Annotated in this window: 28 protein-coding genes; 25 read left to right on the top strand and 3 right to left on the bottom strand. The window is 30.1% G+C overall.

Features of this window, described 5'->3' with window-relative positions; all coding sequences use genetic code 11:
- Positions 1-3: 3 nt before the first annotated feature.
- The 8 genes from ACQY6M_RS13625 (at position 4) to ACQY6M_RS13590 (ending at position 7618) form a co-directional block, all read left to right on the top strand.
- On the top strand, positions 4-1089 hold the full coding sequence (locus ACQY6M_RS13625) for a tyrosine-type recombinase/integrase (protein ID WP_428742436.1): 1086 nt from the start codon (positions 4-6) through the stop codon (positions 1087-1089).
- Between the two features lie 132 nt (positions 1090-1221).
- On the top strand, positions 1222-2463 hold the full coding sequence (locus tag ACQY6M_RS13620; protein WP_428744963.1) for an FRG domain-containing protein: 1242 nt from the start codon (positions 1222-1224) through the stop codon (positions 2461-2463).
- 190 nt (positions 2464-2653) lie between these two features.
- A complete protein-coding gene (locus ACQY6M_RS13615) occupies positions 2654-3826 on the top strand; it encodes a serine hydrolase domain-containing protein (protein ID WP_428742434.1) in 1173 nt (390 codons plus the stop codon).
- 651 nt (positions 3827-4477) lie between these two features.
- Positions 4478-4990 (top strand): SRPBCC family protein, encoded by a 513-nt coding sequence (locus ACQY6M_RS13610; protein ID WP_428742433.1) that lies wholly within the window; start codon positions 4478-4480, stop codon positions 4988-4990.
- Positions 4991-5343: 353 nt separating this feature from the next.
- Entirely contained in the window at positions 5344-5724 is a 381-nt protein-coding gene (locus tag ACQY6M_RS13605) for a nuclear transport factor 2 family protein (protein WP_428742432.1), read from the top strand.
- Between the two features lie 92 nt (positions 5725-5816).
- Complete coding sequence (locus ACQY6M_RS13600) at positions 5817-6434, top strand: cysteine hydrolase family protein (RefSeq protein WP_428742431.1); 618 nt, start codon at positions 5817-5819, stop codon at positions 6432-6434.
- Positions 6435-6542: 108 nt separating this feature from the next.
- Complete coding sequence (locus ACQY6M_RS13595) at positions 6543-7028, top strand: GNAT family N-acetyltransferase (RefSeq protein WP_428742430.1); 486 nt, start codon at positions 6543-6545, stop codon at positions 7026-7028.
- Between the two features lie 23 nt (positions 7029-7051).
- Positions 7052-7618 (top strand): hypothetical protein, encoded by a 567-nt coding sequence (locus tag ACQY6M_RS13590; protein WP_428742429.1) that lies wholly within the window; start codon positions 7052-7054, stop codon positions 7616-7618.
- A gap of 64 nt (positions 7619-7682) precedes the next feature.
- Here ACQY6M_RS13590 and ACQY6M_RS13585 read toward each other — a convergent pair whose 3' ends face one another.
- On the bottom strand, positions 7683-8570 hold the full coding sequence (locus ACQY6M_RS13585; RefSeq protein WP_428742428.1) for a LysR family transcriptional regulator: 888 nt from the start codon (positions 8568-8570) through the stop codon (positions 7683-7685).
- Between the two features lie 137 nt (positions 8571-8707).
- On the opposite strand from ACQY6M_RS13585, the gene ACQY6M_RS13580 reads away from it, so the two are divergent.
- The 10 genes from ACQY6M_RS13580 (at position 8708) to ACQY6M_RS13535 (ending at position 17926) form a co-directional block, all read left to right on the top strand.
- Positions 8708-9100, top strand: a complete 393-nt coding sequence (locus ACQY6M_RS13580) for a rhodanese-like domain-containing protein (RefSeq protein WP_428742427.1) — start codon at positions 8708-8710, stop codon at positions 9098-9100.
- 11 nt (positions 9101-9111) lie between these two features.
- Positions 9112-9555: an N-acetyltransferase family protein gene (locus ACQY6M_RS13575; RefSeq protein WP_428742426.1), complete on the top strand. Its 444-nt coding sequence runs from the start codon at positions 9112-9114 to the stop codon at positions 9553-9555.
- 375 nt (positions 9556-9930) lie between these two features.
- Positions 9931-10779 (top strand): helix-turn-helix transcriptional regulator, encoded by an 849-nt coding sequence (locus ACQY6M_RS13570; protein WP_428744962.1) that lies wholly within the window; start codon positions 9931-9933, stop codon positions 10777-10779.
- A gap of 55 nt (positions 10780-10834) precedes the next feature.
- On the top strand, positions 10835-11281 hold the full coding sequence (locus tag ACQY6M_RS13565) for an SRPBCC domain-containing protein (protein ID WP_428742424.1): 447 nt from the start codon (positions 10835-10837) through the stop codon (positions 11279-11281).
- 323 nt (positions 11282-11604) lie between these two features.
- Entirely contained in the window at positions 11605-12936 is a 1332-nt protein-coding gene (locus ACQY6M_RS13560; RefSeq protein WP_428742423.1) for a TolC family protein, read from the top strand.
- Between the two features lie 10 nt (positions 12937-12946).
- Positions 12947-14167 carry an efflux RND transporter periplasmic adaptor subunit gene (locus ACQY6M_RS13555; protein WP_428742422.1) on the top strand — a complete coding sequence of 407 codons (1221 nt, stop codon included), beginning with the start codon at positions 12947-12949 and terminating at the stop codon, positions 14165-14167.
- A 2-nt stretch (positions 14168-14169) separates the two neighbouring features.
- A complete protein-coding gene (locus ACQY6M_RS13550) occupies positions 14170-14919 on the top strand; it encodes an ABC transporter ATP-binding protein (protein WP_428742421.1) in 750 nt (249 codons plus the stop codon).
- A complete protein-coding gene (locus ACQY6M_RS13545) occupies positions 14916-16136 on the top strand; it encodes an ABC transporter permease (RefSeq protein WP_428742420.1) in 1221 nt (406 codons plus the stop codon). The genes ACQY6M_RS13550 and ACQY6M_RS13545 overlap by 4 nt, the downstream gene beginning before the upstream one ends.
- 68 nt (positions 16137-16204) lie before the next feature.
- On the top strand, positions 16205-17176 hold the full coding sequence (locus tag ACQY6M_RS13540) for a sensor histidine kinase (RefSeq protein ID WP_428744961.1): 972 nt from the start codon (positions 16205-16207) through the stop codon (positions 17174-17176).
- 6 nt (positions 17177-17182) lie between these two features.
- On the top strand, positions 17183-17926 hold the full coding sequence (locus ACQY6M_RS13535) for a LytR/AlgR family response regulator transcription factor (RefSeq protein WP_428742418.1): 744 nt from the start codon (positions 17183-17185) through the stop codon (positions 17924-17926).
- A 161-nt stretch (positions 17927-18087) separates the two neighbouring features.
- On the opposite strand, the gene ACQY6M_RS13530 is transcribed toward ACQY6M_RS13535, so the two are convergent.
- Entirely contained in the window at positions 18088-18576 is a 489-nt protein-coding gene (locus tag ACQY6M_RS13530) for a group I truncated hemoglobin (protein ID WP_428742417.1), read from the bottom strand.
- Positions 18577-19003: 427 nt separating this feature from the next.
- On the opposite strand from ACQY6M_RS13530, the gene ACQY6M_RS13525 reads away from it, so the two are divergent.
- From ACQY6M_RS13525 to ACQY6M_RS13495, 7 genes are all read left to right on the top strand, one after another.
- Positions 19004-19417: an amino acid-binding ACT domain-containing protein gene (locus ACQY6M_RS13525; RefSeq protein ID WP_428742416.1), complete on the top strand. Its 414-nt coding sequence runs from the start codon at positions 19004-19006 to the stop codon at positions 19415-19417.
- Positions 19414-19893, top strand: a complete 480-nt coding sequence (locus ACQY6M_RS13520) for an OsmC family protein (protein WP_428742415.1) — start codon at positions 19414-19416, stop codon at positions 19891-19893. The genes ACQY6M_RS13525 and ACQY6M_RS13520 overlap by 4 nt, the downstream gene beginning before the upstream one ends.
- A gap of 140 nt (positions 19894-20033) precedes the next feature.
- Complete coding sequence (locus tag ACQY6M_RS13515) at positions 20034-20804, top strand: helix-turn-helix domain-containing protein (RefSeq protein ID WP_428742414.1); 771 nt, start codon at positions 20034-20036, stop codon at positions 20802-20804.
- 150 nt (positions 20805-20954) lie between these two features.
- The gene (locus ACQY6M_RS13510; RefSeq protein ID WP_428742413.1) at positions 20955-21692 is read left to right on the top strand and encodes an ester cyclase; all 738 of its coding nucleotides are present in this window, start codon (positions 20955-20957) and stop codon (positions 21690-21692) included.
- A 175-nt stretch (positions 21693-21867) separates the two neighbouring features.
- Positions 21868-22320: a carboxymuconolactone decarboxylase family protein gene (locus ACQY6M_RS13505; RefSeq protein WP_428742412.1), complete on the top strand. Its 453-nt coding sequence runs from the start codon at positions 21868-21870 to the stop codon at positions 22318-22320.
- Between the two features lie 13 nt (positions 22321-22333).
- Positions 22334-23263: a sigma-70 family RNA polymerase sigma factor gene (locus ACQY6M_RS13500; protein WP_428742411.1), complete on the top strand. Its 930-nt coding sequence runs from the start codon at positions 22334-22336 to the stop codon at positions 23261-23263.
- 75 nt (positions 23264-23338) lie between these two features.
- The gene (locus tag ACQY6M_RS13495; RefSeq protein WP_428742410.1) at positions 23339-23686 is read left to right on the top strand and encodes an MmcQ/YjbR family DNA-binding protein; all 348 of its coding nucleotides are present in this window, start codon (positions 23339-23341) and stop codon (positions 23684-23686) included.
- Positions 23687-23718: 32 nt separating this feature from the next.
- Here ACQY6M_RS13495 and ACQY6M_RS13490 read toward each other — a convergent pair whose 3' ends face one another.
- Positions 23719-23943 carry a hypothetical protein gene (locus ACQY6M_RS13490; RefSeq protein WP_428742409.1) on the bottom strand — a complete coding sequence of 75 codons (225 nt, stop codon included), beginning with the start codon at positions 23941-23943 and terminating at the stop codon, positions 23719-23721.
- Positions 23944-23953: the final 10 nt, after the last annotated feature.

Raw genomic sequence — 23953 nt, 5'->3', positions numbered from 1 at the left:
GCTATGAAAAAGGTTACTCTTACACTAATAAAACACAAAACCATAAAACAAATTGCTTTTAAATTTCAGTACGATACTGAAATTAAAGAGTATATAAAAAAATTACCCCATATAAATTGGAGTAAAACACATGGTGTTTTTTATATTCCGTATACAAAAGAGAACATTAATTTAAGTGCAAAACATTTAAAAAACTCTCCTTGGAATATACAAAACAACTTACCAAAGAATGATTTGTTTTTAATTAACCTAACACAAGAACAACTACTAGATATTCAAAAATTTAAACGATGGCTCACTCAAAAAAGATTGAGTGATAATACTGTTAACACCTACACAAATGTCGTTACCTATTTTATAAAATATTGTCATTCTAAAAATACAACGTTGTATACCAATCACATGATTGAAAGTTTTAATTACGACTTTATTGTAAAAGAAAATAAGTCTATTTCTTATCAAAATCAATGCATAAACGGAATTAAAAAATTTTTACAATACAAAAACATAAACCTTGATACGCTTCAAATAGTACGTCCTAAAAAAGAGAAAAAACTTCCTACAGTACTAAGTTTAGATGAAGTAAAGTTAATTTTAAACAACATTAACAATTTAAAACATAAAGCATTAATAGCCTTAATTTATTCAGCAGGTTTACGAATTGGAGAAGCCATTAATTTAAAAATAACTGATATTGATAGTAAACGAATGCTTATTTGTGTTGAAAATTCTAAAGGTAAAAAAGACAGATACACACTACTCTCTCCTTTATTTCTCGTATTGGTTAGGCAATACTATTCAGTTTACAAACCTAAAATATTTTTATTTGAAGGTGCTGATGGAAATAAATATAGCCCTACTAGTGCTCAAAAAATTTTGTCTAATGCTGTTAGAAAAACATCAATTAGTAAAAAGGTTACTTTGCATACATTACGACATAGTTTTGCTACCCATTTATTAGAAAGTGGCACAGACTTAAGATACATACAAGAACTTTTAGGACACGGTAGTCCAAAAACAACGATGATTTACACACATGTATCAAATAAACAATTATCTCAAATTAAAAACCCTTTTGATAGTTTATAAAATACATTTATATTGCAAAAAAAATAAGAAGAATAAAAATTGCTAAAACTTCTGCTTATCCTACCAAAAAAGGAGTATAACGGTAAGTTTATTCTGCATATAAACTAGTTGTGTGCAAGCAGAGATAAACCTATGAGAAAAATTTCAAATCTTGAATTAAAAGAACAATTTACCAATGAATTTTTGAGAAGTGGAGGATTGGAAACAATTCGAGATGTTCAATTACTGGAAGATTTAATTAACTATAATCGAAACGATTTAAGCACAGTAACGCCAAGATTGAATGCATTTATGTTGGCTATACTCGGTAGTCAAATGACACCACCTTACTTTTCTGATGAACACATATCAGACTACGACTCATTTTTGCAAAAAAGTTATCTTTTTGACCAAGAGAAAATAGATACAGAAGATGATTTTGACAAACTTTACGATAAACTAAAAGAGCAGGACTCTATGCTCTTTAGAGGTCAAAGAGAAGCAAGATGGAGACTTTATAGTACGTTGCAAAGATTTTGGATTTGGGATAAGCATAAAGAAAATGGCAAAGACTATTTAAATTACTTAAATTCTATAGTTTCTTCAGGTATATCAAACCATAGCGATACAATTAAAGGAATATTAGAAGAAAATCATATTGACGTTGTTAATGACATTGCAGTACTTGGATTTTTACAACATCACGGAACACCTACACCTCTTTTGGATTGGACTTACAGTTTTCAGAACGCTTTATTTTTTGGAACTGATAATATTGAGCCAAACCCTGGAATGAAGGAAATCGACAACTATTTTAGTGTTTACTATCTTCAAGAAGACGATTTTGGTCAAGGAGGAATGCGTAAAATTATTAGTGATAGCCTAAAAAGTGTTGGAGATGACTTGAAATTAGCTTTTATGAAAAAGATTGCTAAAGATGAAGATGACTTTGAAAAAATGAAAAAGCATTTTGAAGAGAGAAGTTTCTTTGACGAAAAGAGAGTAAAAGGCTCTGGACTAATTAGCCATATGACTAAAATGCAAAATCTGATTAATATTCCAGTCACCTATTTTAGCGATTCTGAATCTGATTCACAATTAATTTTTTCACTTTCAAATAGTAATAATATTAAAAATCAAAAAGGAGTTTTTACTTGGAATGCAGAACCATCAAAACCTCTTGAAATGGTTGGAAACGAACAGTATGACAAATCTCGTTCGGAAAGTGACCCTGAAGACTATAGATTTAGTGGTTGCTATAATATTAATAAAAATTTAGTTCCATATATCCTTGAGAAACTGAAAGCTGATGGAATTACGAAAGAATTTATTTATCCAGATAGTGAAATAAATACTTGGAATATTTACGAGAAATGGAAAAATGCCAGCACATAACATTGTATAAAAATAATAGCGGTTTAATCGCTAAAACCAGAGTGAATAAATATAAAAAAGGTCTGTATTTAACCGAAAAATTAGGATTTCAAATCCGCTACTATTCTTATACGAGACCGTTACCCGTTATTGATTTGAGGTTTGAGGTAACAAAAGTATTTATGAATCGTCCTTTCTAAAAATTATTTAAATGAAACGATTCCTTTTAATACTTTCTATCACAATGCTCAATACCTATATTTTTGGACAAGCTAAGTTAGATTCACTGACAATTGAACTAAATACATTAAAAACCAATAGTCACCTTGTAGGCTTTGCGGTTGGAATTGTAAACAATGATCGCTTGATTTATGCACAAGGTTTTGGATATGCTAATGAGGAGAAAAAAATAGCCTACTCTCCACTAACGATACAACCAATTGCTTCTATTTCTAAAACTCTACTAGGGGTAGCACTTATGAAAGCTCAAGAATTGGGTAAACTGAAACTAGATGATGACATTAATAATTACCTACCTTTTAAAATTGTCAATCCTAATTATCCGGATAAAATCATAACCATTAGACATCTTGCCAACCATACATCTGGAATATTGGATGGGGAAACGTATGAAAGAACATACATCTTTAATTCTAACATTCAACCACTATATGACAATGTAAAAATTGAGGATAGAGAAGAGATACAAAAGTATATTAAGTTATATAATTCAAATGAGCTAATGCCTCTTGGTACGTTTATTCGAAAACAGTATGTAGCTGGAGAAATGTGGTATTCTGAAGAGCACTTTGCCAAATACCCATCTGGCAGTAAATATAAGTACAGTAATATGGGAGCAAATATAGCTGCCTACATCATTGAACAGATATTTGGAGATGATTATAGAATTTTTGTACAAAACCACATCTTGAATCCTCTTAATATGGATATGTCAGGCTGGAGGTCTAAAAATTACCAACCTTTTAATGAGGCAACTCTATATTGGTATGGATTTCCCATGCCAAAATCAGACTTGATAACCTATCCTGATGGCAACTTCATGACTAATATTGTTGACTTCAGTAAGTTCTTAATTGCAATGATTCAGGGCTTCAATGGAGAGGACAATGTATTGAAGCATAACAGCTATATAGAAATGATGCAAGAGCCTCCTTCGGAAGAATTCAAGAAAGGTGTTTTTTGGAGTGTAGATTCTAAGAAAATTGGGCATAGTGGCAGTGATTTGGGACTTCTTAGTCACGCGTACTTTTTTAAGGAGAATAATATAGGTATCATTGTGTTTGTCAATACTTCAGACACATCAGATGATATAATTGAAGTAAGGGATATTTTTAGAGCCTCATTAAAACATGCTAAAAATTAACAGCCGCTGACAATAACTAAATGTCATGGCTATGTATTCTCCCCTTTTGCGGTCTAACAGTTTAGCTATCTTTGGCACGGACGGACGATTACGCCTTGCAGACGGACCGCCACGTCCGTTTAGTAAGAGCGTTAAAAAGACTTACAAAAAAAGTAATTAATAAAAAATCCATTCCTTCCAATGTTTGGAAACCTAGTAGCTTTACAATTCACCTAGTTATTAATGAAATTCTATATTGTTAATTCACAGATGAATTAAAAGATTTGTTTTTACTCCCTAAAAGTATTGAACTTCTCATTTTACAAGCTAAACTTTGTGAATGAAATACTCAAAACGGATTTATAAAATCAAATCTGATAAACTTGTATGAGTGCAAGCTAAATAAAGGGTTAAAAAATGTTGACACTACAATATTAGGGTATATATATAGTAATCGAATGAGTTTAGTAAACAGACTTCTACTCGGTACTAAGTATGTCAGCAAAAGAAACTACTTATAAAACTGGCTATAGCTCTCTTCTACATTTTTTCAAAGGTGTTCAAGATTTTTTTTTGGAATACTCCTGATAGTATTAGAAATCATCCTGATTATGCAACTTAAACAAAAGAAATAGCATCATTTTTGGTTCGAGATTTAAAACTAAAATAGTTATGACAACCAGAAGATTTTCTTTATTAATAATAATCCTATTATTGATTGGCTGTAAATCAAAAAACACAAATAAAATTATGATGATAGAAAAAGAAATGCAATTTAGCGTTCCTAGAGAAAAAGTTTGGAATTTACTTACAAATCCTGCTATAACCAAAGAGTATATGTTTGGTTGCGAAGTAATATCTGATTGGAAGGTAGGTAATCCTATTCTTTGGAAAGGTCAAACTGAAGATGGAAGAGAAATTATCTATATAAAAGGGAATATTATTGAAGTTATAGATGGGCGAAAAGTTACTTTTACAATGTTTGACCCAAACATGAAACTTGAGGATATTCCAGAAAACTATTTGAATTTGACCTATGAACTAAAAGAGATGGATAACAAGACTATATTAAAATTAACTCAAGGGAACTTTGCCTCTGTTGCTGATGGGGAAAAAAGATATAAAAAATCGTTAAAAGGATGGGAAATGATAATTCCGATAATGCAACAAATAGCTGAAAAATAAAGTCAGTATACAACAACGTATATATAAAATAGCAGTTAATAGCTAAACTTAAAGTTTGGTTGTTTTCTGCTATCTTTGTTTTCAAACTGAAAAAAAAGCACATATAAATCTGCTCCTTTTCATATACAAATACGTTACCCAACATTTGATAAAATTGAACAAAAAAAATAAAAAATATACTTCTAATTTCTTCAATCCTTGGGCTTGCTTTACTAATATTTAATTCAGTAAAAATGAAATATTGGTATAACGTAAAATTGCTAAAACTTCTACATATCCCTTATTATGTTTGGAAGTTTGATAAATATATTTATTAAGTATATAAAAAAACGGTACACAAACCCTAGAAAAAAATGACGAATAAAACTGAAATTGCAAATAAGTATTTAGAATTTCTCGAAAACGGTAATATGGAAAAGGTTATTAATTTATTTGATGAAAATGGAATTGTTGAATCTCCTATTTATGGAATTAAAAAAGCTACTCTATTTTATCGTGAGTTAAATAATGACACCTCTAATTCAAAACTTCAACTTAAGGGAATTTTTGAACAAAACGACTCTAATAATTTCGCAATTTTCTTTACCTATAAATGGACATTAAAAAACAATAAGGTAGTAGAGTTTGATGTTGTTGATATTATTGAACTTAACTCTGAAAACAAAATAAAGAAACTCAAAATTATATACGATACCGTTATTACAAGAAAGTTAGTTAAAGAATTAAACGAATAAAACCGAAATTCCGGAGTGGATTTGTTACCGTTAATTCTGAGCCAATAACTGATGGTAATATGAGACCGTTGCATACAACGCAAAACAAACAAATGAAACAAATTTTAACCCTAGTACTACTAACAGTTTTTACTGTTACGCTTCAAGCCCAAAAAACAGAAAATATGGAAACAGCTTTAATACTAATTGACCTTCAAAATGATTACTTTCCAAATGGAAAAATGAAACTTTCACAATCCGAAAAGGCAAGTTTAAATGCCAAGGAAATTTTGGAGCATTTTAGGAAGAAAAATCTTCCTGTAATCCATATTCAACACAAATCAACTCGTCCTGGTTCTACATTTTTTATTCCAGAAACTCAAGGTGTAGAAATTCACAAGAACGTAAAACCAATAGATGGGGAAAAAATAATAATCAAACACTTTCCAAACAGTTTTAGAGAAACCGAATTACTGAAAACCTTGAAAGAAATGGGAGTGAAAAATTTGGTGATTTGCGGAATGATGACACATATGTGTGTGGATGCAACTACAAGAGCGGCCAAAGACTTTGGATTTGACTGCATTGTTATTGGAGATGCTTGTGCTACTAAAGATTTAGAAATAAATGGAGAAAATGTAAAAGCTAGCGAAGTTCAAAAAGCTTTTCTTGCTGCCTTGAACTATTATTATTCAGACGTATTAACAACTGAAGAATTTCTTAAAAATTAAAAAACTTCACACTACAATATATAATCACAATTCCGAGAGGATTCGATTACACTCAGATCCTCTCGGGATTACTAACGACAGTTCTTAACCGAAAAACATAAACCTTTAATGAATAAGAAAATTGATATACAACTCAGACCAACAGAAATTTCAGACTTAGAGAGCTTGTTTCAATTTCAACTTGACAAAGAAGGTGGGTATTTGGCTGCATTTATGCCCCAAGACCCAACAGATAAAACTACATATATTAACAAACACACAAAGTTGTTAGATAATCCAACGGTAAACAACCAAACAATCGTTCTTGATAACACGATTATAGGAAGCATCGCAAAGTTTGTCATGGAAGGTGATAATGAAATTACTTATTGGATTGATCGAAAATTTTGGGGACAAGGCATTGCTACAAAAGCACTGAAAGAATTTCTTACAATTGAAACCAACAGACCAATTTTTGGGCGAGTTGCTTTTGACAATTTTGGATCCCAAAAAGTGTTAGAAAAATGTGGTTTTACTAAAGTTGGTTCAGATAAAGGCTTTGCCAATGCTCGACAGAGAGAAATTGAAGAATTTATCTATAAGCTTGACAAATAAAAGCCCAAAAAACAGATTTACAAATGAAACCTTTAATTCCTTTCGCTTTATCATTATTTTCTTTTGCTGTTATGGGACAAAAGTTCCATACAGATTTTAAATACAATGATTACTTAAATAAGGGTATAAGAATACAAAATAGTTATCCGAAAGGCGGACAAAAATATACAGACCCTTATAGCGGTAAAGAATATGTGTATGTAATATTTTGGGCTCGTATCATTAATGAAACAGCTTCTAATTTAGAATTAGAAATACATTTCCCCAATGATTCATTCACAATTCCTTCCTCTCCTAATACAGTCTTCAATTTGTTTTTACCAAAGGAAGAAATGGCTATTGAAAAGGAAGCCCTATACAATTATGGCTTGGATATAAATTCAGTTTTAAACGAAAGCATAAATAAACCATCTGAAGTAACAACAACTACTATTCACACGAAAGATTCCTATCTTTTTTATACAGTTGCTATTTCTAATAAAGGTGTTAATGGTGTAATACGAGCTGGATTCGAATTAGAAAAACAAGACTTGATTTATAAAATAAACGGCTACAAAATTAATTGTGGGAGAATTGTAAGTAAAAATTAGAATATATTTAAACCAATAACCAAAGGGTTATACATAATCGTTTAGCTGCAAGATAAACAAGTCATCACTTTGAAAAATCTTCTTCAAAATTGGAAATAAAATCATTGATATAATTTTTATCCTTATCCATTTTTCGAAAAACCAAATAATGTTTTCTTTTTAATCCATTTTTTCCAATTCGCTTAAACTCCAAATCATCAGATAACTTAAAGGGTTTTAATGCCCATAGAGGCATACACATAATTCCCATATTAGCATCAACCATCTCCAAAGCAACTTCCGTCAAAGGAATAGCAGAAATTTTTAACGGGGTTATTTTATTTGGTTTTAAAAACAGGTCATAAACTGAGACTGTTTCTAAAGGGAAAGAATGAATTATTAAATGTGTTTCTGAAAAATCATTGGTATCTAAAAATTCTTTCTTACTCAAAGGGTTTTCTTTATGAACAATTGTAAAAATCTCGTCTTCAAAAACTTCTACATTTGACAAAATATCATTTATAGGTTCTTGAGTAACAATGGCAATATCAATCTCATTCGATAAAATTTTTGAAATAGGTTGATGAGTGGCTTCTAAAACTAAATCAACATTTATTTCTGGATATAAAAGTCCCATTTTTTGAATAAATGAGGAAAGTCCATGATAAAAACTATAACATTCTGTACTAACTTTGATAGTACCAACAGAGCCTGTTCGTAATTGTTCTATATTTTGGAAGCCTTTTTCAATGCTTTCTAAAATAGAATTACCTAATTTATACAGCTCGGTACCTTCTTCTGTTAATTGCCATTTATTTCGCTTTCTATAAAATACTTTAAACCCTAAACGTTCTTCTAATTCTCTTAATTGATGACTCAATGCTGATTGTGTTAAAAATAATTTATTGGCAGAATTGGCAATACTGCCCTCTTCTTCTATTGTTTTTATAAGTCTAAAGTATTTGATTTCCATAGTTTACAAAAATAACAATTTGTTACCTATGTTCAGTTTGAAAAAATTTCAGCTTCAATTTTAAAACACTCAATTTCAATATTCAAAAAATCGATTCTTGACTAACTAATTTTGGTAAAAATTAAAATCTGTTAATTATGCAAAAACAAATTGAATTTTACGAAAACAAACTCGCTTTCGAAATGGATCCCTCAGATTTATATCATACTTTTGAGAATGACATAGGATATATAGCGGTAGATGCAAGACAAGCTTTTGGATATAATAAAGAGCATATTCCAACAGCAATTAATCTTCCTCATAAAGAAATTACCGAAGAAACAACAAAACATTTAGACAAATCTAAAACCTATGTTTGCTATTGTGACGGAATTGGTTGTAATGCGTCTACAAAAGGTGCTTTAAAAATGGCTAAATTAGGGTTTAAAGTTAAAGAATTAATGGGCGGAATCGAATGGTGGAAATTTGATGGTTACGCAACTGAAGGATCACACCCAAACAAAGGTTCAATGTTTAAATGTGCTTGTTAAAATAGTATATAATGATTATACGATTCGCCAAAACTACCGACTTATCACAAATTATTGATTTATGTGAGCAACATGCTAAATTTGAACACGCTGAGTTTGAAAAAAAAGACAAAGAAAAATTACTAATGGAGTCAATTTTTGGAGAATTTCCAAGCTTAAAATGTTTAGTGGTAGTAAGTGAAAATACAATTGTTGGGTATGCAACCTACATGAAGCAGTTTTCGACTTGGAATGCAGATTCTTATATTTACCTCGATTGTTTGTTCCTTACAGAAAAAACCCGCGGAGAAGGGTTAGGAACAGCCCTAATGGAAAAAATTAAAGAATACACAAAAACTGAGAACTGTACTATTATTCAATGGCAAACACCTTGCTTTAACAAAAAAGCAATTCGGTTTTACCAAAAGATTGGTGGTGTTTCAAAAACAAAAGAAAGGTTCTCTATGAATATTTAAGTGTAAAAAAACCACAGCCAACAAGATGTAAATACAATAGCGGTTTGAGTACCAACTTAAATCGCTATTGTGTTAAAAATTGTATCTTCCCTTATAGAAATAATATGTTAATTTATACAAAATCGCTATCTATTAATAAAAAAACGGATTAATTAACCTGATATTTTTATACTATGCTTTTTTGAAAAAATTATTGAATTTTAACATATAGAGAATCATGACGAAATTGTTATAAAAATAAAACGATTTAACACTCTGTTACAATATTGTTTTTGATTGTTGTTTTCTGAAAAATACTCACACGCAAATACCTTACCTACAAGCTAAATGAATAAAACTCACAACATAAAAAAGAGATCCACTAAAAACTGGGAATTGAGAAATATTCAAATTACTCATAATTTAATGGAGTACAATTCATTTGACAAAATAAAATCTGTTAATAACACGAATTGCGTTAGGCTTCATTTTGGATTACAAGGAAGCTATGATTTCAGTTTTGCACAGCTAAATAGTTCTTTTACTCTTTCTGGGCATCACAATAATATAATGTACACTGATGGGCTTGAAATTGAAGTTTCTAATAAAAGTAAAAAAATAGAGACTTTTGGTATAAATTTTAATACAGAAACATTTATTGAAATAGGACAAAATGGGAATGAGCCATTAAAGAAATTTACTGAAAAGGCTATTAATCGAAAAAACGCTATTCTATCTAGCGAATGGAAAACAAATAATTTCAAAATTCAGCAAGTAATAAATGAAATTATAAATTGCAAATACCAAAATGAGTTAAGGGATTTATTTTTACTTTCCAAAAGTATAGAGTTGTTAGTATTACAAGCTGAACTCTACGAACAACAAACTTCAAATCAGTTTATCAGAACAAAAAAAGACACGCAAAAATTAATCGAAGCAAAAGAAATTTTAACCAATAAGATTGATAATCCTCCTACTATAATAGAATTATCAAAATTAATTGGCATAAACGAATATAAATTAAAAAGAGGGTTTAAGGAGCTATTTGGAACAACTATTTTCGGTTATATCCACGGCATTAGAATGAGTTCAGCAAAAAGACTTTTGTTAGGAACAGACAAAACTGCTCAAGAAATTGCATATGAAATAGGTTATAGTTCACCTCAACATTTTTCAAAAGCGTTTAAAAATACTTTTGGAGTTTCTCCCAATAGTATAAAGAATAATCCTAATTCTACAATATAAAACATTGATAATACTCCAACTTTGAGCTTCAAATTAATAATTAAATTCAATTAAAATGAGTGATTCAATGATTATCGAAGAAGAAATTTTCTTTAAAACAACACCTAGTATGGTTTGGGATTTATTAACCAACCCAAAAATGACGAAACAATATATGTTTGGCTGTGAAGTCCTTACCGATTGGAAAATTGGAAGTCAAATATTATGGAACGGAAAAACCGAAAATGGAGAAGAGATAACCTATGTTAAAGGAAAAATTATTGAATTTGAAAACGAAAAAAAAGTTACTTCAACAATGTTTGACCCTAATATAGGAATCCCTGATATACCAAAAAACCATATTAATCTTACCTATGAAATAATTCCGAATGAAATTGGTTGTAAACTAGTAATAACTCAAGGTGATTTTAAAGGTACAGACAATGCTGTAAAACGATTCGAAGAATCAAAACAAGGTTGGAAAATGATTATCCCTGTGATGAAAAAAATATTGAATGAATAAAATTCAATAACTAAAAACATATACAATAGCGATTTGAGAGCTTTAATAAAAGTGAATTTCATAATTTTAAAAGTCAGTATAAAATAGAAAAAATGGCTCTCAAAATCCGCTACTTTTCATACTCAAGAACAAATCAATTTTTGTTCTCCTAAAAACTCTTCTAACAATGCCTTTTCGGGTATTAAAACATGTTCCCTTTTTAACTTAATATTTCATCGATAAAATTAGCCTTTCTGAATAGTTAATAACTGTAAACATCTATTACAATTTATTAAGGCACCAATATACTTCATTTTTGAAGCGTAAATTAAAATACGCTAACAATGAAATTATGTCTTATCATAGCAACCTTCTTTTATTTACAGGTTAGTTTTTCACAGGTAAAAGATTCCATACCATCAAAAGTATGGACGCTTGAAAAATGTATTGCTCACGCTATAGAAAATAATATTACTATAAAGGAAGCTACTTTAAATAAAAGTATTACAGAAACAGATTATAAAGCTGTAAAATCATCTAGACTTCCTAATTTAACCGCTTCTGGTTCAACTTCTTTTTCAAATGGAAACTCTATAGATCCCATCACAAGTAATTTTGTTTCTGACCAAATATATAGTACTAATATTGGGCTGAATAGTTCTATAATTTTGTTTCAAGGAAATCAAATCAATAACCAAATTATTCAGAGCGAACTCCTTGTAAAACAAAGCACTTTTATTGAAAAAGAGGTTAAAAACAATATCACCTTAAGTGTTTTAGAAAACTATTTACAAATTCTTCATGCTAAAGAAGGAATTATTATTGCCGAAAACAACTTACAATCAACTGAAAAAGAAGTTGAACAAGCTAAAGCAAGATTAGATGCTGGCACAATTACTTTAGGCAATTATACCGAAGCGCAAAGTCAAGCAGCAACAAATAAATACATCCTTATTAACGCCAAAAACACATATCAACAATATCTAATTAGTTTAAAACAGTTGTTAGAATTAAATCCAACCCACGATATTGAAATTAAAGATTTAGATAATAATACAAATTTTCCTCTAATAGCTTTAAACAAAATAGCTATTTACAAAAAGGCTTTAAATGTTTTGCCTGAAATTAATGCGAGTAATTTAGAAATTGAAGCTAGTAAAAAGGGAATGGATATTGCCAAAGGAGGATATTTACCAACTTTATCACTTACAAGTAGCTTAGGCTCAGGTTATACAAGTGTTAATGAAACAATGACTTTTTCCAATCAACTTGATTTTAATTTTAATCAAAAAATTGGACTCTCTCTTTCAATTCCTATCTTCAATAGAAATCAAACAAAGGCAGCCGTTCAAAAAGCCACAATTAATATAGAAAAAGCTGAAATAAGCAAAACAAACACTCAAAAAGAAATTTATAAAAAAGTAGCTACAGCATATCAAAATGCCATCGCTACTCAAGAGCAACTTGTAGCTGCTAAAACTTCTATGAAAGCAGCCGAACAATCATATAAGTTGGCTAAAAAGAAATATGAATTAGATAATTTAAGTACAGCTGACTTAGTAATTAGCCAAAACACCTATACCAATACTCAACAAAACTATTTACAAGCTAAATATCTAAACATTTTGTACCAACAATTATTAGAATTCTATCAAGGAAACCGTATAACACTTTAAAAAATATAGAATGAAAACTAAAAAAAATATTACCATCATTGGCATTAGCCTAGTCATTGCCATATTAGCATTTTATAATCTATCCCCTCTGGAAGCCCCCGCATCTATTGAAGCTAAAACTATTTTAGCTAAAAAAGACGATGTTAGCACCTTAGTTACGGCTACAGGAACTGTTGAACCCATCACTCTAGTAGAAGTTGGTACACAAGTATCTGGAGTTGTTAAAAAAATTTATGTAGATTACAATGATATCGTAAAAGAAGGACAACTCATTGCCGAATTAGACAAAACCAATCTTAAAGCTGCATTAACACAAGCTCAAGCCAGTTATAGCAATGCTTTAAACCAACGTAATTATACCGAAACAATATACAATAGGCAGAAAAACTTGTATAACAATAAAGTTATAAGTAAATCTGATTATGACGATGCTTTCTATAATTTTCAAACAGCAAAAAATACTGTAGTACAACGCTTATCTGAACTTAAAACAGCGAAAACAAATTTAGAATATGCCAATATCTATTCACCTATTAATGGAGTCGTTTTGTCTAAAAATATAGATGAGGGTCAAACCGTTGCAGCAAGTTACAGTACCCCTACCTTATTCACCATAGCACAAGATTTAAAAGAAATGCAAGTGGAAGCCGATGTTGATGAAGCTGATATAGGAAACGTAGAAGAAGGACAACGAGTAACCTTTACTGTTGATGCTTATGTAGGCGAAACCTTTGAAGGCAAAGTTACACAAGTACGTTTAAACCCTACAACCAACTCTAATGTAGTAACTTACACAGTAGTTATAAAAGCTCATAATCCAGATTTAAAACTAAAACCAGGGTTAACAGCAACTATTTCAATTTACACTTTAGAATTAAAAAATGTATTAACAATTCAAGCTAAAGCGGTAAACTTTAAACCAGATGCTGATGTAATGTCTCAATACTTTACTCAAAAGAAGCTTACTCCCAAAATAAATAATACTTCGCCAAAAAAAGACACAAAAGAAACAACTGTACTTTGGGTTTTAAATAACGATGAATCAATTACTTCAAGACCAGTTACTCTTGGTGCTAGTGATGGTGTTAACGTCCAAATTTTAAGTGGTATTACTGAAGGAGAAAAACTAGTATATAGCCTTAAAACAGCGGCTCCTTTATCTCAGACACAAGATGCAAACGAAAGCCCTTTTATGCCAAAACCTCCAGGTACTAACAAAAAAGGAAAGTAATTATGACTAAAGAAATTATTAAAATACAAGACCTAAAGCGTAAGTTCACTATGGGTTCAGAAACAGTTCATGCACTTAAAGGTATTTCTTATAGCATTACAAAAGGTGAATTTGTAACTATTATGGGCTCTAGTGGTTCTGGGAAAAGTACTATGTTAAACATTTTAGGTTGCTTAGATCAGCCAACCTCTGGTACATACGAAATTGATGGTGTTAATATTAAAGATTTAAGCAAAAATGAATTAGCTACTGTACGAAATGAAAAAATAGGGTTTATTTTTCAATCATATAACTTACTAGCAAGAACTACAGCAATAGAAAATGTAGAACTCCCCTTACTATACAACAGCAAAGTCACTACTGAAGAACGAAAAAAGCGCGCTATTAAAGCTTTAAAAATGGTTGGTTTAGGAGAACGATTATATCATACCCCTGCACAACTTTCAGGAGGGCAACAACAACGGGTAGCTATTGCTAGATCGTTAGTTAACAACCCAGTAATCATTCTTGCTGATGAGGCCACAGGTAATTTGGATACCAAAACATCTTACGAAATCATGGCTTTATTTCAGGAGTTAAATCAACAAGGAATTACGATAGCCTTTGTAACTCACGAACCTGATATTGCCACTTTTAGTAACAGAACTATTATATTAAAAGATGGAGAAATAATACAAGATTATAAAAATCATAATATACAGTCAGCTACAGAACATTTAGCCGCATTACCTATAGAAAATAATATGTCATGAGAATTTTAAACTTACTTAAAATAGCTTACAAAGCCATTATCTTAAATAAAATGAGAACCTTACTCACTATGCTGGGTATTATTATAGGAGTTGCTTCTGTAATTGCAATGTTAGCTATTGGAGAGGGTTCTAAAAAAAGTATACGCTCTACCATTTCTAGTATGGGATCTAATATGATAACTGTTAGCCCTGGAGCCGACATGCGTGGAGGAGTAATACAAGATGCTAGTGCTATGGAAACTCTAACACTAGATGACTACAAAACCATAAAAGAGCGAGCTAATTTACTAACCTACTCTACTCCAATGGTAAATGGTGGTGGACAAGTAATCAATGGCTCGAACAACTGGCCTTCTTCAATTTACGGAGTAAACCCTGAATACTTAGATATAAAGCTTGTAGGCTTACAAAGTGGTAGTATGTTTACTGAAGCCGAAGTAAAATCAGCTGCTAAAGTAGCTTTATTAGGGCAAACAGTTGTAGATAATATATTTGCTGAAGGAGAAGAACCTGTAGGAAAGACTATTCGATTCAATAATATTCCTTTTAAAATAATAGGTATCCTAGAAAAAAAAGGAGAAAACACTTTTGGTCAAGATCAGGATGATGTGGTAATTGCCCCTTATACAACAGTGCAAAAGCGTATTTTGGCTATAAATCATATAAACCAAATTGTAGCTTCTGCAGTTAGTGAAGAGCAAGCTCCTAATGCTGTAACTCAAGTTACTGAAATTTTAAGATCTCAACATAAGCTTTCAGATAATGAAGATGATGATTTTAATGTCAGATCTATGGAAGAACTTATTTCTACTTTTAGCTCTACTAGTGAAATACTAACTGTTTTATTGGTTGCAATTGCAGGAATTTCTTTATTAATTGGAGGTATTGGTATTATGAACATTATGTATGTTTCAGTAAAAGAACGTACCAAAGAAATAGGTTTACGTATGGCAATTGGAGGAAAAGGCTCTGATATTTTAATGCAATTTCTAATTGAAGCTATTTTAATTAGTGTTACCGGTGGATTACTTGGTGTAATCTTAGGTTTAAGCGTCACCCTTTTTATTGAAAAAATCTTAAATTGGCCTACAGACGTTGCTTTATACTCTATTGTTATATCATTTGCGGTATGTGCCATTACAGGTATTTTCTTTGGATGGTATCCTGCTAGAAAAGCTTCTGCTTTAAACCCGATAACTGCTTTACGTTACGAATAACAAGTATGAATAAAAATAATAAGATAACACTTTTTGCCCATGTACTTATTTGGCTTGTATTAATAAGCATGCCATATATTTTGTCTTATGGTCAAGAACAAAATATTAATAGAATAATAGCTCATTTTTGGGTTCCGCTGCTATTCTATGCTATCATCTTTTACATTAATTATTTCTTTTTAATTGATCGATTTTTATTTCGAAAAAGCACCTTGTTATTTGTACTTATAAACACGTTAATGATTGCTACTTTTATTGCTTTAAAAGAGCAAATAGAAAGTTACTTTTTTTTAAATCTTATTAAAAAACCTACAGATAGTAATGGTAATGCACCACCTTTAAAAATGATTATTTATGCTCAAATGTTATCTTATTTAGCTCCATTACTATTTTCTATCGCTATTAAAACAACCAAACGTTGGGTAAAAGCCGAAGCGGAACGTAAAGAAGCTACCAATTTTAGGTTACAATCAGAATTACAGCATTTACATTATCAATTACAACCGCACTTCTTTTTTAACTCGTTAAATAATATTTATGCATTGGTAGATGTTTTACCAAATCAAGCAAAGACCTCTATTCATAGTTTAGGTAAGTTAATGCGTTATATGCTGTATGAAACTAATGTAGAGTTAGTTGAGCTCTCTAAAGAAATAGATTTTCTAGAGAAATATATTGAATTAATGAAACTGAGAGTATCTGATAATATTACTATAAACTATTATTTTCCTTCTGAGAAAACCAATATTAAAATAGCTCCGCTACTTTTTATTTCTTTAATTGAAAATGCTTTTAAACATGGAATCTCTGCTAACGAAAAAAGTGAGATTACTATGAAAATGAGTCTGGATGCCAAAACAGTTATTTTTAAAATAGAGAATGATAATTTTCCTAAAAAAATGAACGATAAAAGCGGTTCAGGTATTGGCTTACAAAATTTAGAAAAGCGTTTACAGTTATTATATCCAAATCAATATACTTTTGAAACAATACTTAAAAACAATCGTTTTTCTGTATTTTTAAAGATAGAAACTACTTAATTAGTTATGAGTACCTTAAAAATTTCTTGTATTGCTGTTGATGATGAACCTATGGCTCTAAATTTAGTAGAAAGTTATATAGAAAAAACACCTTTCTTAGACCTTAAAGCTAAATGTAGCAGTGCCATAGAAGCTATGAATTTTATTAAAAGTACCTCTGTAGATTTGTTGTTTCTAGACATACAAATGCCTGACTTAACAGGTGTAAAATTTTCTAAAATGCTACCTAAAAATACCAAAGTTATTTTTACCACAGCTTTTAATGAATATGCTATTGAAGGGTTTAAAGTAGAAGCTTTGGATTATTTACTAAAACCTTTTGACTATAGCGAGTTTTTAACTGCAGCCAATAAAGCATATCAATGGTTTGAACTCATAAAAGGACAACAAACCACTCCTAATTTTGCCCCTCCTAAAAAAGAGTTTTTATTTGTAAAATCTGAGTACAAACAACTTCGTATTAAACTATCAGATGTGTTATATTTTGAAGGGTTAAAAGACTACATCAAAATTTGGCTAAAAAACGACAACACCCCTATTCTAACCTTAATGAGCTTAAAATCTTTAGAACAAAAGTTGCCAAAATCACAATTTATGCGTGTTCATAGATCATTTATAGTAGCTTTAAATAGCATTAATGTGATAGAACGCAGTCAAATAATTATTAATAAGCAACGTATTACAGTTTCTGAACAGTACAAACCTCAATTTTTAGAGTTTATCAATAACAACTCTCTTAACTTTAAATAAAAAAAGGAATAAAATTGTCTTTATTTATTTTTACCCTTGCAAACTTTTTAATTATTGTTCAGTAAAAACTATCAACTTTTAATCAATGTGGAAAATCCTATTGGATTCCCCACAACGATTCTAATTCAAGATTTATAGCTACATTATAAAGCCAGCTATTTTTATTTTTTTATTACATCCCATTTCAAGGAAAATAGCACCGCTAAAACTTCATTCCTTGAGTTTCTATCAATTTTATGCGAGTCCAAAACTAATAATATATCATCTATCGTATGCAAAAATTCGGCTTCTGATATATTTAAGCCCTGATGAGCTGTAGGCATATCTCTGCCCTTATATTCTTCAGGACCACCTGTTCCTGAACCAAAAAAATCTTTCACATGCTGTTTAAACTGTTCCATATGTTCAGGATCTTCAGTTAACGGTATAAAAAACTGTTTGATTTTGTCATTTTTTAAATGTACTTCAATAATATCATCTACTATAGATGATATTCCCTCCTCACCTCCAAGTTTTTCATAAAGTGTTTTTTCTTCAACAACAGCTACAGACTCTTTAGAAGGTTCTACAGTTGTTTCTTTTTTTACCTCAGTTTTACATGCGAATAAAAAAAAGGTTAATACGAACAATAATAAATGGTTAGATTTCATTTGATACATAGTTTAGGTTAGTACAATTTTTAAAAACCTTTGAGGGTTTCAAGACTTCTTCTTAAAACACAGAAAAGCATTTTCATATTTTGTTATAAAAAGTATAGGGGATTATATCGAGATTAAACTCGTAAATATCAAGATTAGCCTATCAGATTCACAACAAAATACTGTTATTCAAAGTAATAGACAAACGTAAAAATACATTTTTTTATAAATTTTAACAAATTCGCAATAAAATAATCGCATTTCAAATATCAAATCATGAATAATATAATTTGTTAACATAGCTTGTTTATCTCTATTTTATAAGTGTCTTTTAATAACACTCTCCTCAAATAAATATGTTGTCATCCATTGTTCATTTTTAAATGAATTGTTTAAATAATTATTCATTTTTCTTTGTTGAAAATTAAAAATTACAACAATGCAAGACATAGAAATTTTATTTGATAACAAGCCTGGACAATTAGCTCTAATGGGAGAAGTACTAGGTAAGCACAAAATTAGTTTAGAAGGCGGTGGTGTTTTTCAAAATGGAAATTCTTCAATAGCTCATTTTTTAGTTGAAGAGGCTGACAAAGCTAAAATAGAACTAGAAAAAGTTGGGATAAGAGTTTCTAAAATAAATAATGTGATTATTCAAAAACTTAAACAAAATGTACCTGGGCAGTTAGGTTTGTTCTGTAAAGAATTAGCTGAAGCTAATGTTAATATCCTTACACAGTATAGCGATCATGCTAATCAATTAATCATCGTTGTAGACGATTACGAAAAAGCAAAAAAAGTATCCAATAAATGGATGAAAAGATGGTGGAATAGCGATGATTATGTAATATGATAAAAAGGCAACACAACTATTCCGCTACTATAGAATGGACAGGAAACAAAGGAGAGGGTACCTCAAATTATAGAGCATTTGAAAGAAGCCATATTATATCAATTGAAAATAAACCTGATATTTTATGCTCATCTGACCCAGCCTTTCTTGGAGATAAAACGAGACACAACCCTGAAGAACTTCTAATAGCATCACTATCTTCTTGCCATATGCTCTGGTATTTACATTTGTGCTCTGAAGCTAATATTATTGTAACAAGATATGTTGATAATCCATCTGGAATTATGATTGAAGAACAGAATGGTAATGGGTATTTTTCAGAAGTTACTTTAAACCCAACAGTTACAGTTAGCGAAAGCTCAATGATAAAAAAGGCTAATGAATTACATAAAAAAGCTAATGAGCTTTGTTTTATCGCAAACTCAGTAAATTTTATAGTACAACATAACCCAAATTGTTTAACAGAAGTGGGCTAAAGAAGCTGAGCAGTAAACTTGCTATTAGAAATATTAACTCTTAATTAAACTGAAAAACACTATCTTTAGTTCTATAATCAATAATAAGCAGTTATACAGAGCTTTTAACCACAAAGAGTAATAAACGTAATTTTTTAATTTTGATCTCTAAAATTTACACCCCCAGTAAAGAATTAAGTCCCTTTATTCAATCCTTTAGAATAATCCAGACACATCATGACTTGGTGAATCGAGTTCTTCCTAATTCAAATTTTGCGATTGTATTTACTCTTAAAGGGCAAATTTCCTACCTTGATAATAAAAACGTCATACATCTACCTTCTGTAATTATTTCTGGATTGAGAAAATCAGTTAGAAATATTAACTATCAAAAAAACAGCAAATCCATAATAGTTTTGTTTACAGAAATGGGAATTTCGTCTTTTTTAAAAGATCCACTTTACGAACTCTTTCAACAAAGTGTATCTCTTGATCATTTTATTAATAAAGACAAAATTCATAGAGTGGAAGAAAATTTAAATTCTGCTAAATCAGATTTAGAAAGTATAAAAATGATAGAAGACTTTTTACTTTCTATCCTATATCGTAAACATACCGATTTACTAATTCAAAAAAGTATTTCAGAAATATGCGCTGCTAAAGGAAATATTAAAATTAGAGAGTTATCACAAAAGCTATTTATTAGTATAGACGCTTTTGAAAAACGCTTTCGAAAAACAGTAGGTAGCACACCTAAACAATTTTCTTCTTTAATAAGACTAAAATCAATAACTCAAACAGAAAAACCAGAATCTATTATTGATTTGGCATTAGAAAACGGATTTTACGATCAAGCTCATTTTAATAAAGAGTTCAAAATCTTTACTGGTCTCACCCCTACTGAATTCTACACCTCAGAAAATATTTGGTAATCAATGATTTTTTACAATCTATTGTTTTCTACACTTCTCATCTTTGCTTAAAAAAACATGAAAACAATATTGCAACTCAGCTTTTTGGCTCTATTAGTGTTTAGTCAAAATGCTTTTACACAAAGTAACAAATCATTAAAAACAAATTTTATGAAAGCTGAATCAAACAAAAAAGTCATACAAAACTTATATAATAATGTTTTGAACCAAAGAAATTTTCAAGAATTCACAAGTGTTATTTCAAAAAATTACTCTAATCATCAGGGGGAAAAAGGAGTAAATGGTTTTAAGAAAAATATAATGAATTTTATTCATGCCTTTCCAGATGCAAAATGGGCTTTAACCGACATAATGGCAAAAGATGATAAAGTTTTTGTTAAACAAAAAGTTACAGGAACTCACAAAGGTATTTTTCAAAATATTCAACCAACCAATCAACTTATTACAAATGAAGGAATGGGTATATATGAACTAAAAGATGGTAAAATTATCTCACACCAAATACAAACAAATCAATTAGATTTTCTTCAACAACTAGGTGTTATTCCTAAAAAAATATCTCCATTTGATAGTAATACTATTTTTTTTGTAGATCGATTTACAATGCCTAAATCATCCTTCTCTGATTTTTTTGAAAAAATGGAAATGAACCGAAATTTCATCAGAAATCTTGAAGGATTTATAAGTGATGAAAAAATGATAAAAGAAGAAGAAAACGGAAATATTACAGTAATGACTGTGGCTATTTGGGAAAACCAGAAATCTTTAAACAACGCTAAAGCCCTAGTTCTAAATGAATACCAAAAAACTGGATTTAATCCCTCAGAATTTTACAAAAAGTTAAACATTACCATGCAAAGAGAAATTTTTAAAAATACTATACAATAAAAAATAATTCACTTTATTTAAAAACACTTGTAAGTAGCTTATTTTTCTTTTTAACTTTATTCTTTTTATAAATAAATTCATAAAAAAATAATTGTTTGTCACATTCTGTTGTTCTAAATCGACATAGTAATGAAAGCCATAAAAAAGGCACATTATTAACTTAAAACAACAACAAATGAAAGCAAGAATGAAAAACCCAGCTATGTTACTAAATGTAAACCCCGTCATACAAAATATGATGACTTCAATATACCAAAGTGGTATTTCGGTAGATTTACTTGAATATGTTGGCTTAAGAGTCGGTCAAATGAACAACTGTCAATTATGTATTGATCAATCTTTAATAAAAGCCAAAGACAACATTCATACTAGTAATCAGATTGAGCATGTTTTGGACTGGAAAGAAACTAACACATTTAATGAATCGGAACGTGTTGCTTTAGAAGTAACAGAAGCTATAACAAAGTTAGAAGATAGATACAATTCCCTTCCAGATGAATTATGGTCTAAATTTGAAGGTTCATTTAATGAAAAAGAACGTGCAGCTCTTGTACTTTACATTTCTGTAATGAATATGTTTACACGAATTAATGTTGCAACAAGGCAAATAACTGCTGATTGGGCATAAACTTTTTGAATTTATGACTAGACAAAAAAATTCTGTTTCTTCTTGGGAAGATTGTTACAAACAGCAGCGAAACTTTTTAGTATCCTATGCTTTTAGAATGACTGGAAGTTTAGTGGATGCTGAAGACATAGTACAAGATACTGTTTTTGAATGTTTAAAACACGATTTTAATACAGTTTCAAATCACAAAGCGTGGATGACAAGAATTTGCTCTAACAAAGCTCTTGATCTGTTAAAATCTGCGCACAGCAAACGTAATAACTATATAGGCAGTTGGCTTCCAGATATGATTCCAGATGCTGTTAATCATAAAACTAGTTTGCTGTGGGAAGATGCAAGTCTTGAATTAGCTGAAAGTTTAACAATCTCCTTTTTAGTATTATTACAAAATCTTCGTCCGGTAGAACGAGCTGTTTTTTTATTAAAAGACATTTTTGGTTACTCTTTTAAAGAAGTATCTCAATTATTGGAAAAAAATGAAGCTAATTGTAGAAAAATTGCTGAACGTGCTAGAAATTCAATTAACAAACAAAAGAAACAGAATTTTTCAAAACCATCTCCTGATGCTGAAAAATTAATTCATCAATTTTTTGAAGCTGCTAAACATGGTAATCAAACAAAACTTGAAGCTTTACTTTCTGACAATTCTGAATTTTTAAGTGATGGTGGAGGAAAAGTACCAGCGGCTCCTATTATCTTAACTAAACAGAAAATTGCCGATTTTTTTATGGCATTACAAAAGTCACCTATATTTTCTTCAAAAGATTATCGTTTAAATGTTGCTTGGGTTAATTTCCGCCCAGGAATGATTATATCAAAACGAGTAGAAAACTTGTGGCAACCTGAAACAGTTATGAGTTTTGAAATTGAAAATAAATGTATCACTCGAATTTTTGCACAACGCAATCCAGAAAAATTAAATATTCTTAATAAAATCACCTAGCATCATTAAACACTTTTGTATCAAGGTTTTAAGAAAAATTGTAAATTACTACTCTCTTAAAAACTTATAAAACTAATGGCTACTTTTAAGACAATAGAAGACCTTTCTTTATCTCTACCTAAGGTTACAATAGAACCTCATTTTAAGAAAACATCATTTCGTATTCAAAAAAAGATATTTTTAACCTTTGACCAAAAGAACAATCGAGCAACAGTTAAACTCTCTGAAATTGACCAAAACGTGTTTTGCCTACTCGATAAAAAAGCTATTTATCCGGTAGATAACAAATGGGGAAAACAAGGTTGGACGTTTATAGAAATTGAAAAAATTAACGAAAAACTGCTTCAAGATGTAATTACTACTGCATATTGTGAAGTAGCCCCTGAAAAGCTTGCTTCTACCGTTAGACCTAATAGTCAATAAATAAAAGAAAGCCAAGTAAAAGTAATTACCTCCTACTCTAGCCCTTCCATTTCGGTGTCATAAAATAATCCTGCTGCTTCAATCAAGCTTTCAAGTTCATTTGCCAAATCTTGTTCGTTCTCATCAGATATGTCTTCAAACCATTCAATTTCATCATCTTTTAAGTTAATAAGAAAGCGAGGATATTCAGTATGTAATACAAAAATATCTTCCGGATGATTACTATTATCTGCTAATAAAAATTTAGGTAAATTCATAAAAAAGCTT

This window comes from Tenacibaculum sp., assembly GCF_050290165.1.
Taxonomy (GTDB): Bacteria; Bacteroidota; Bacteroidia; order Flavobacteriales; family Flavobacteriaceae; genus Polaribacter.
This window is presented reverse-complemented; position numbering and strand designations above follow the sequence as displayed.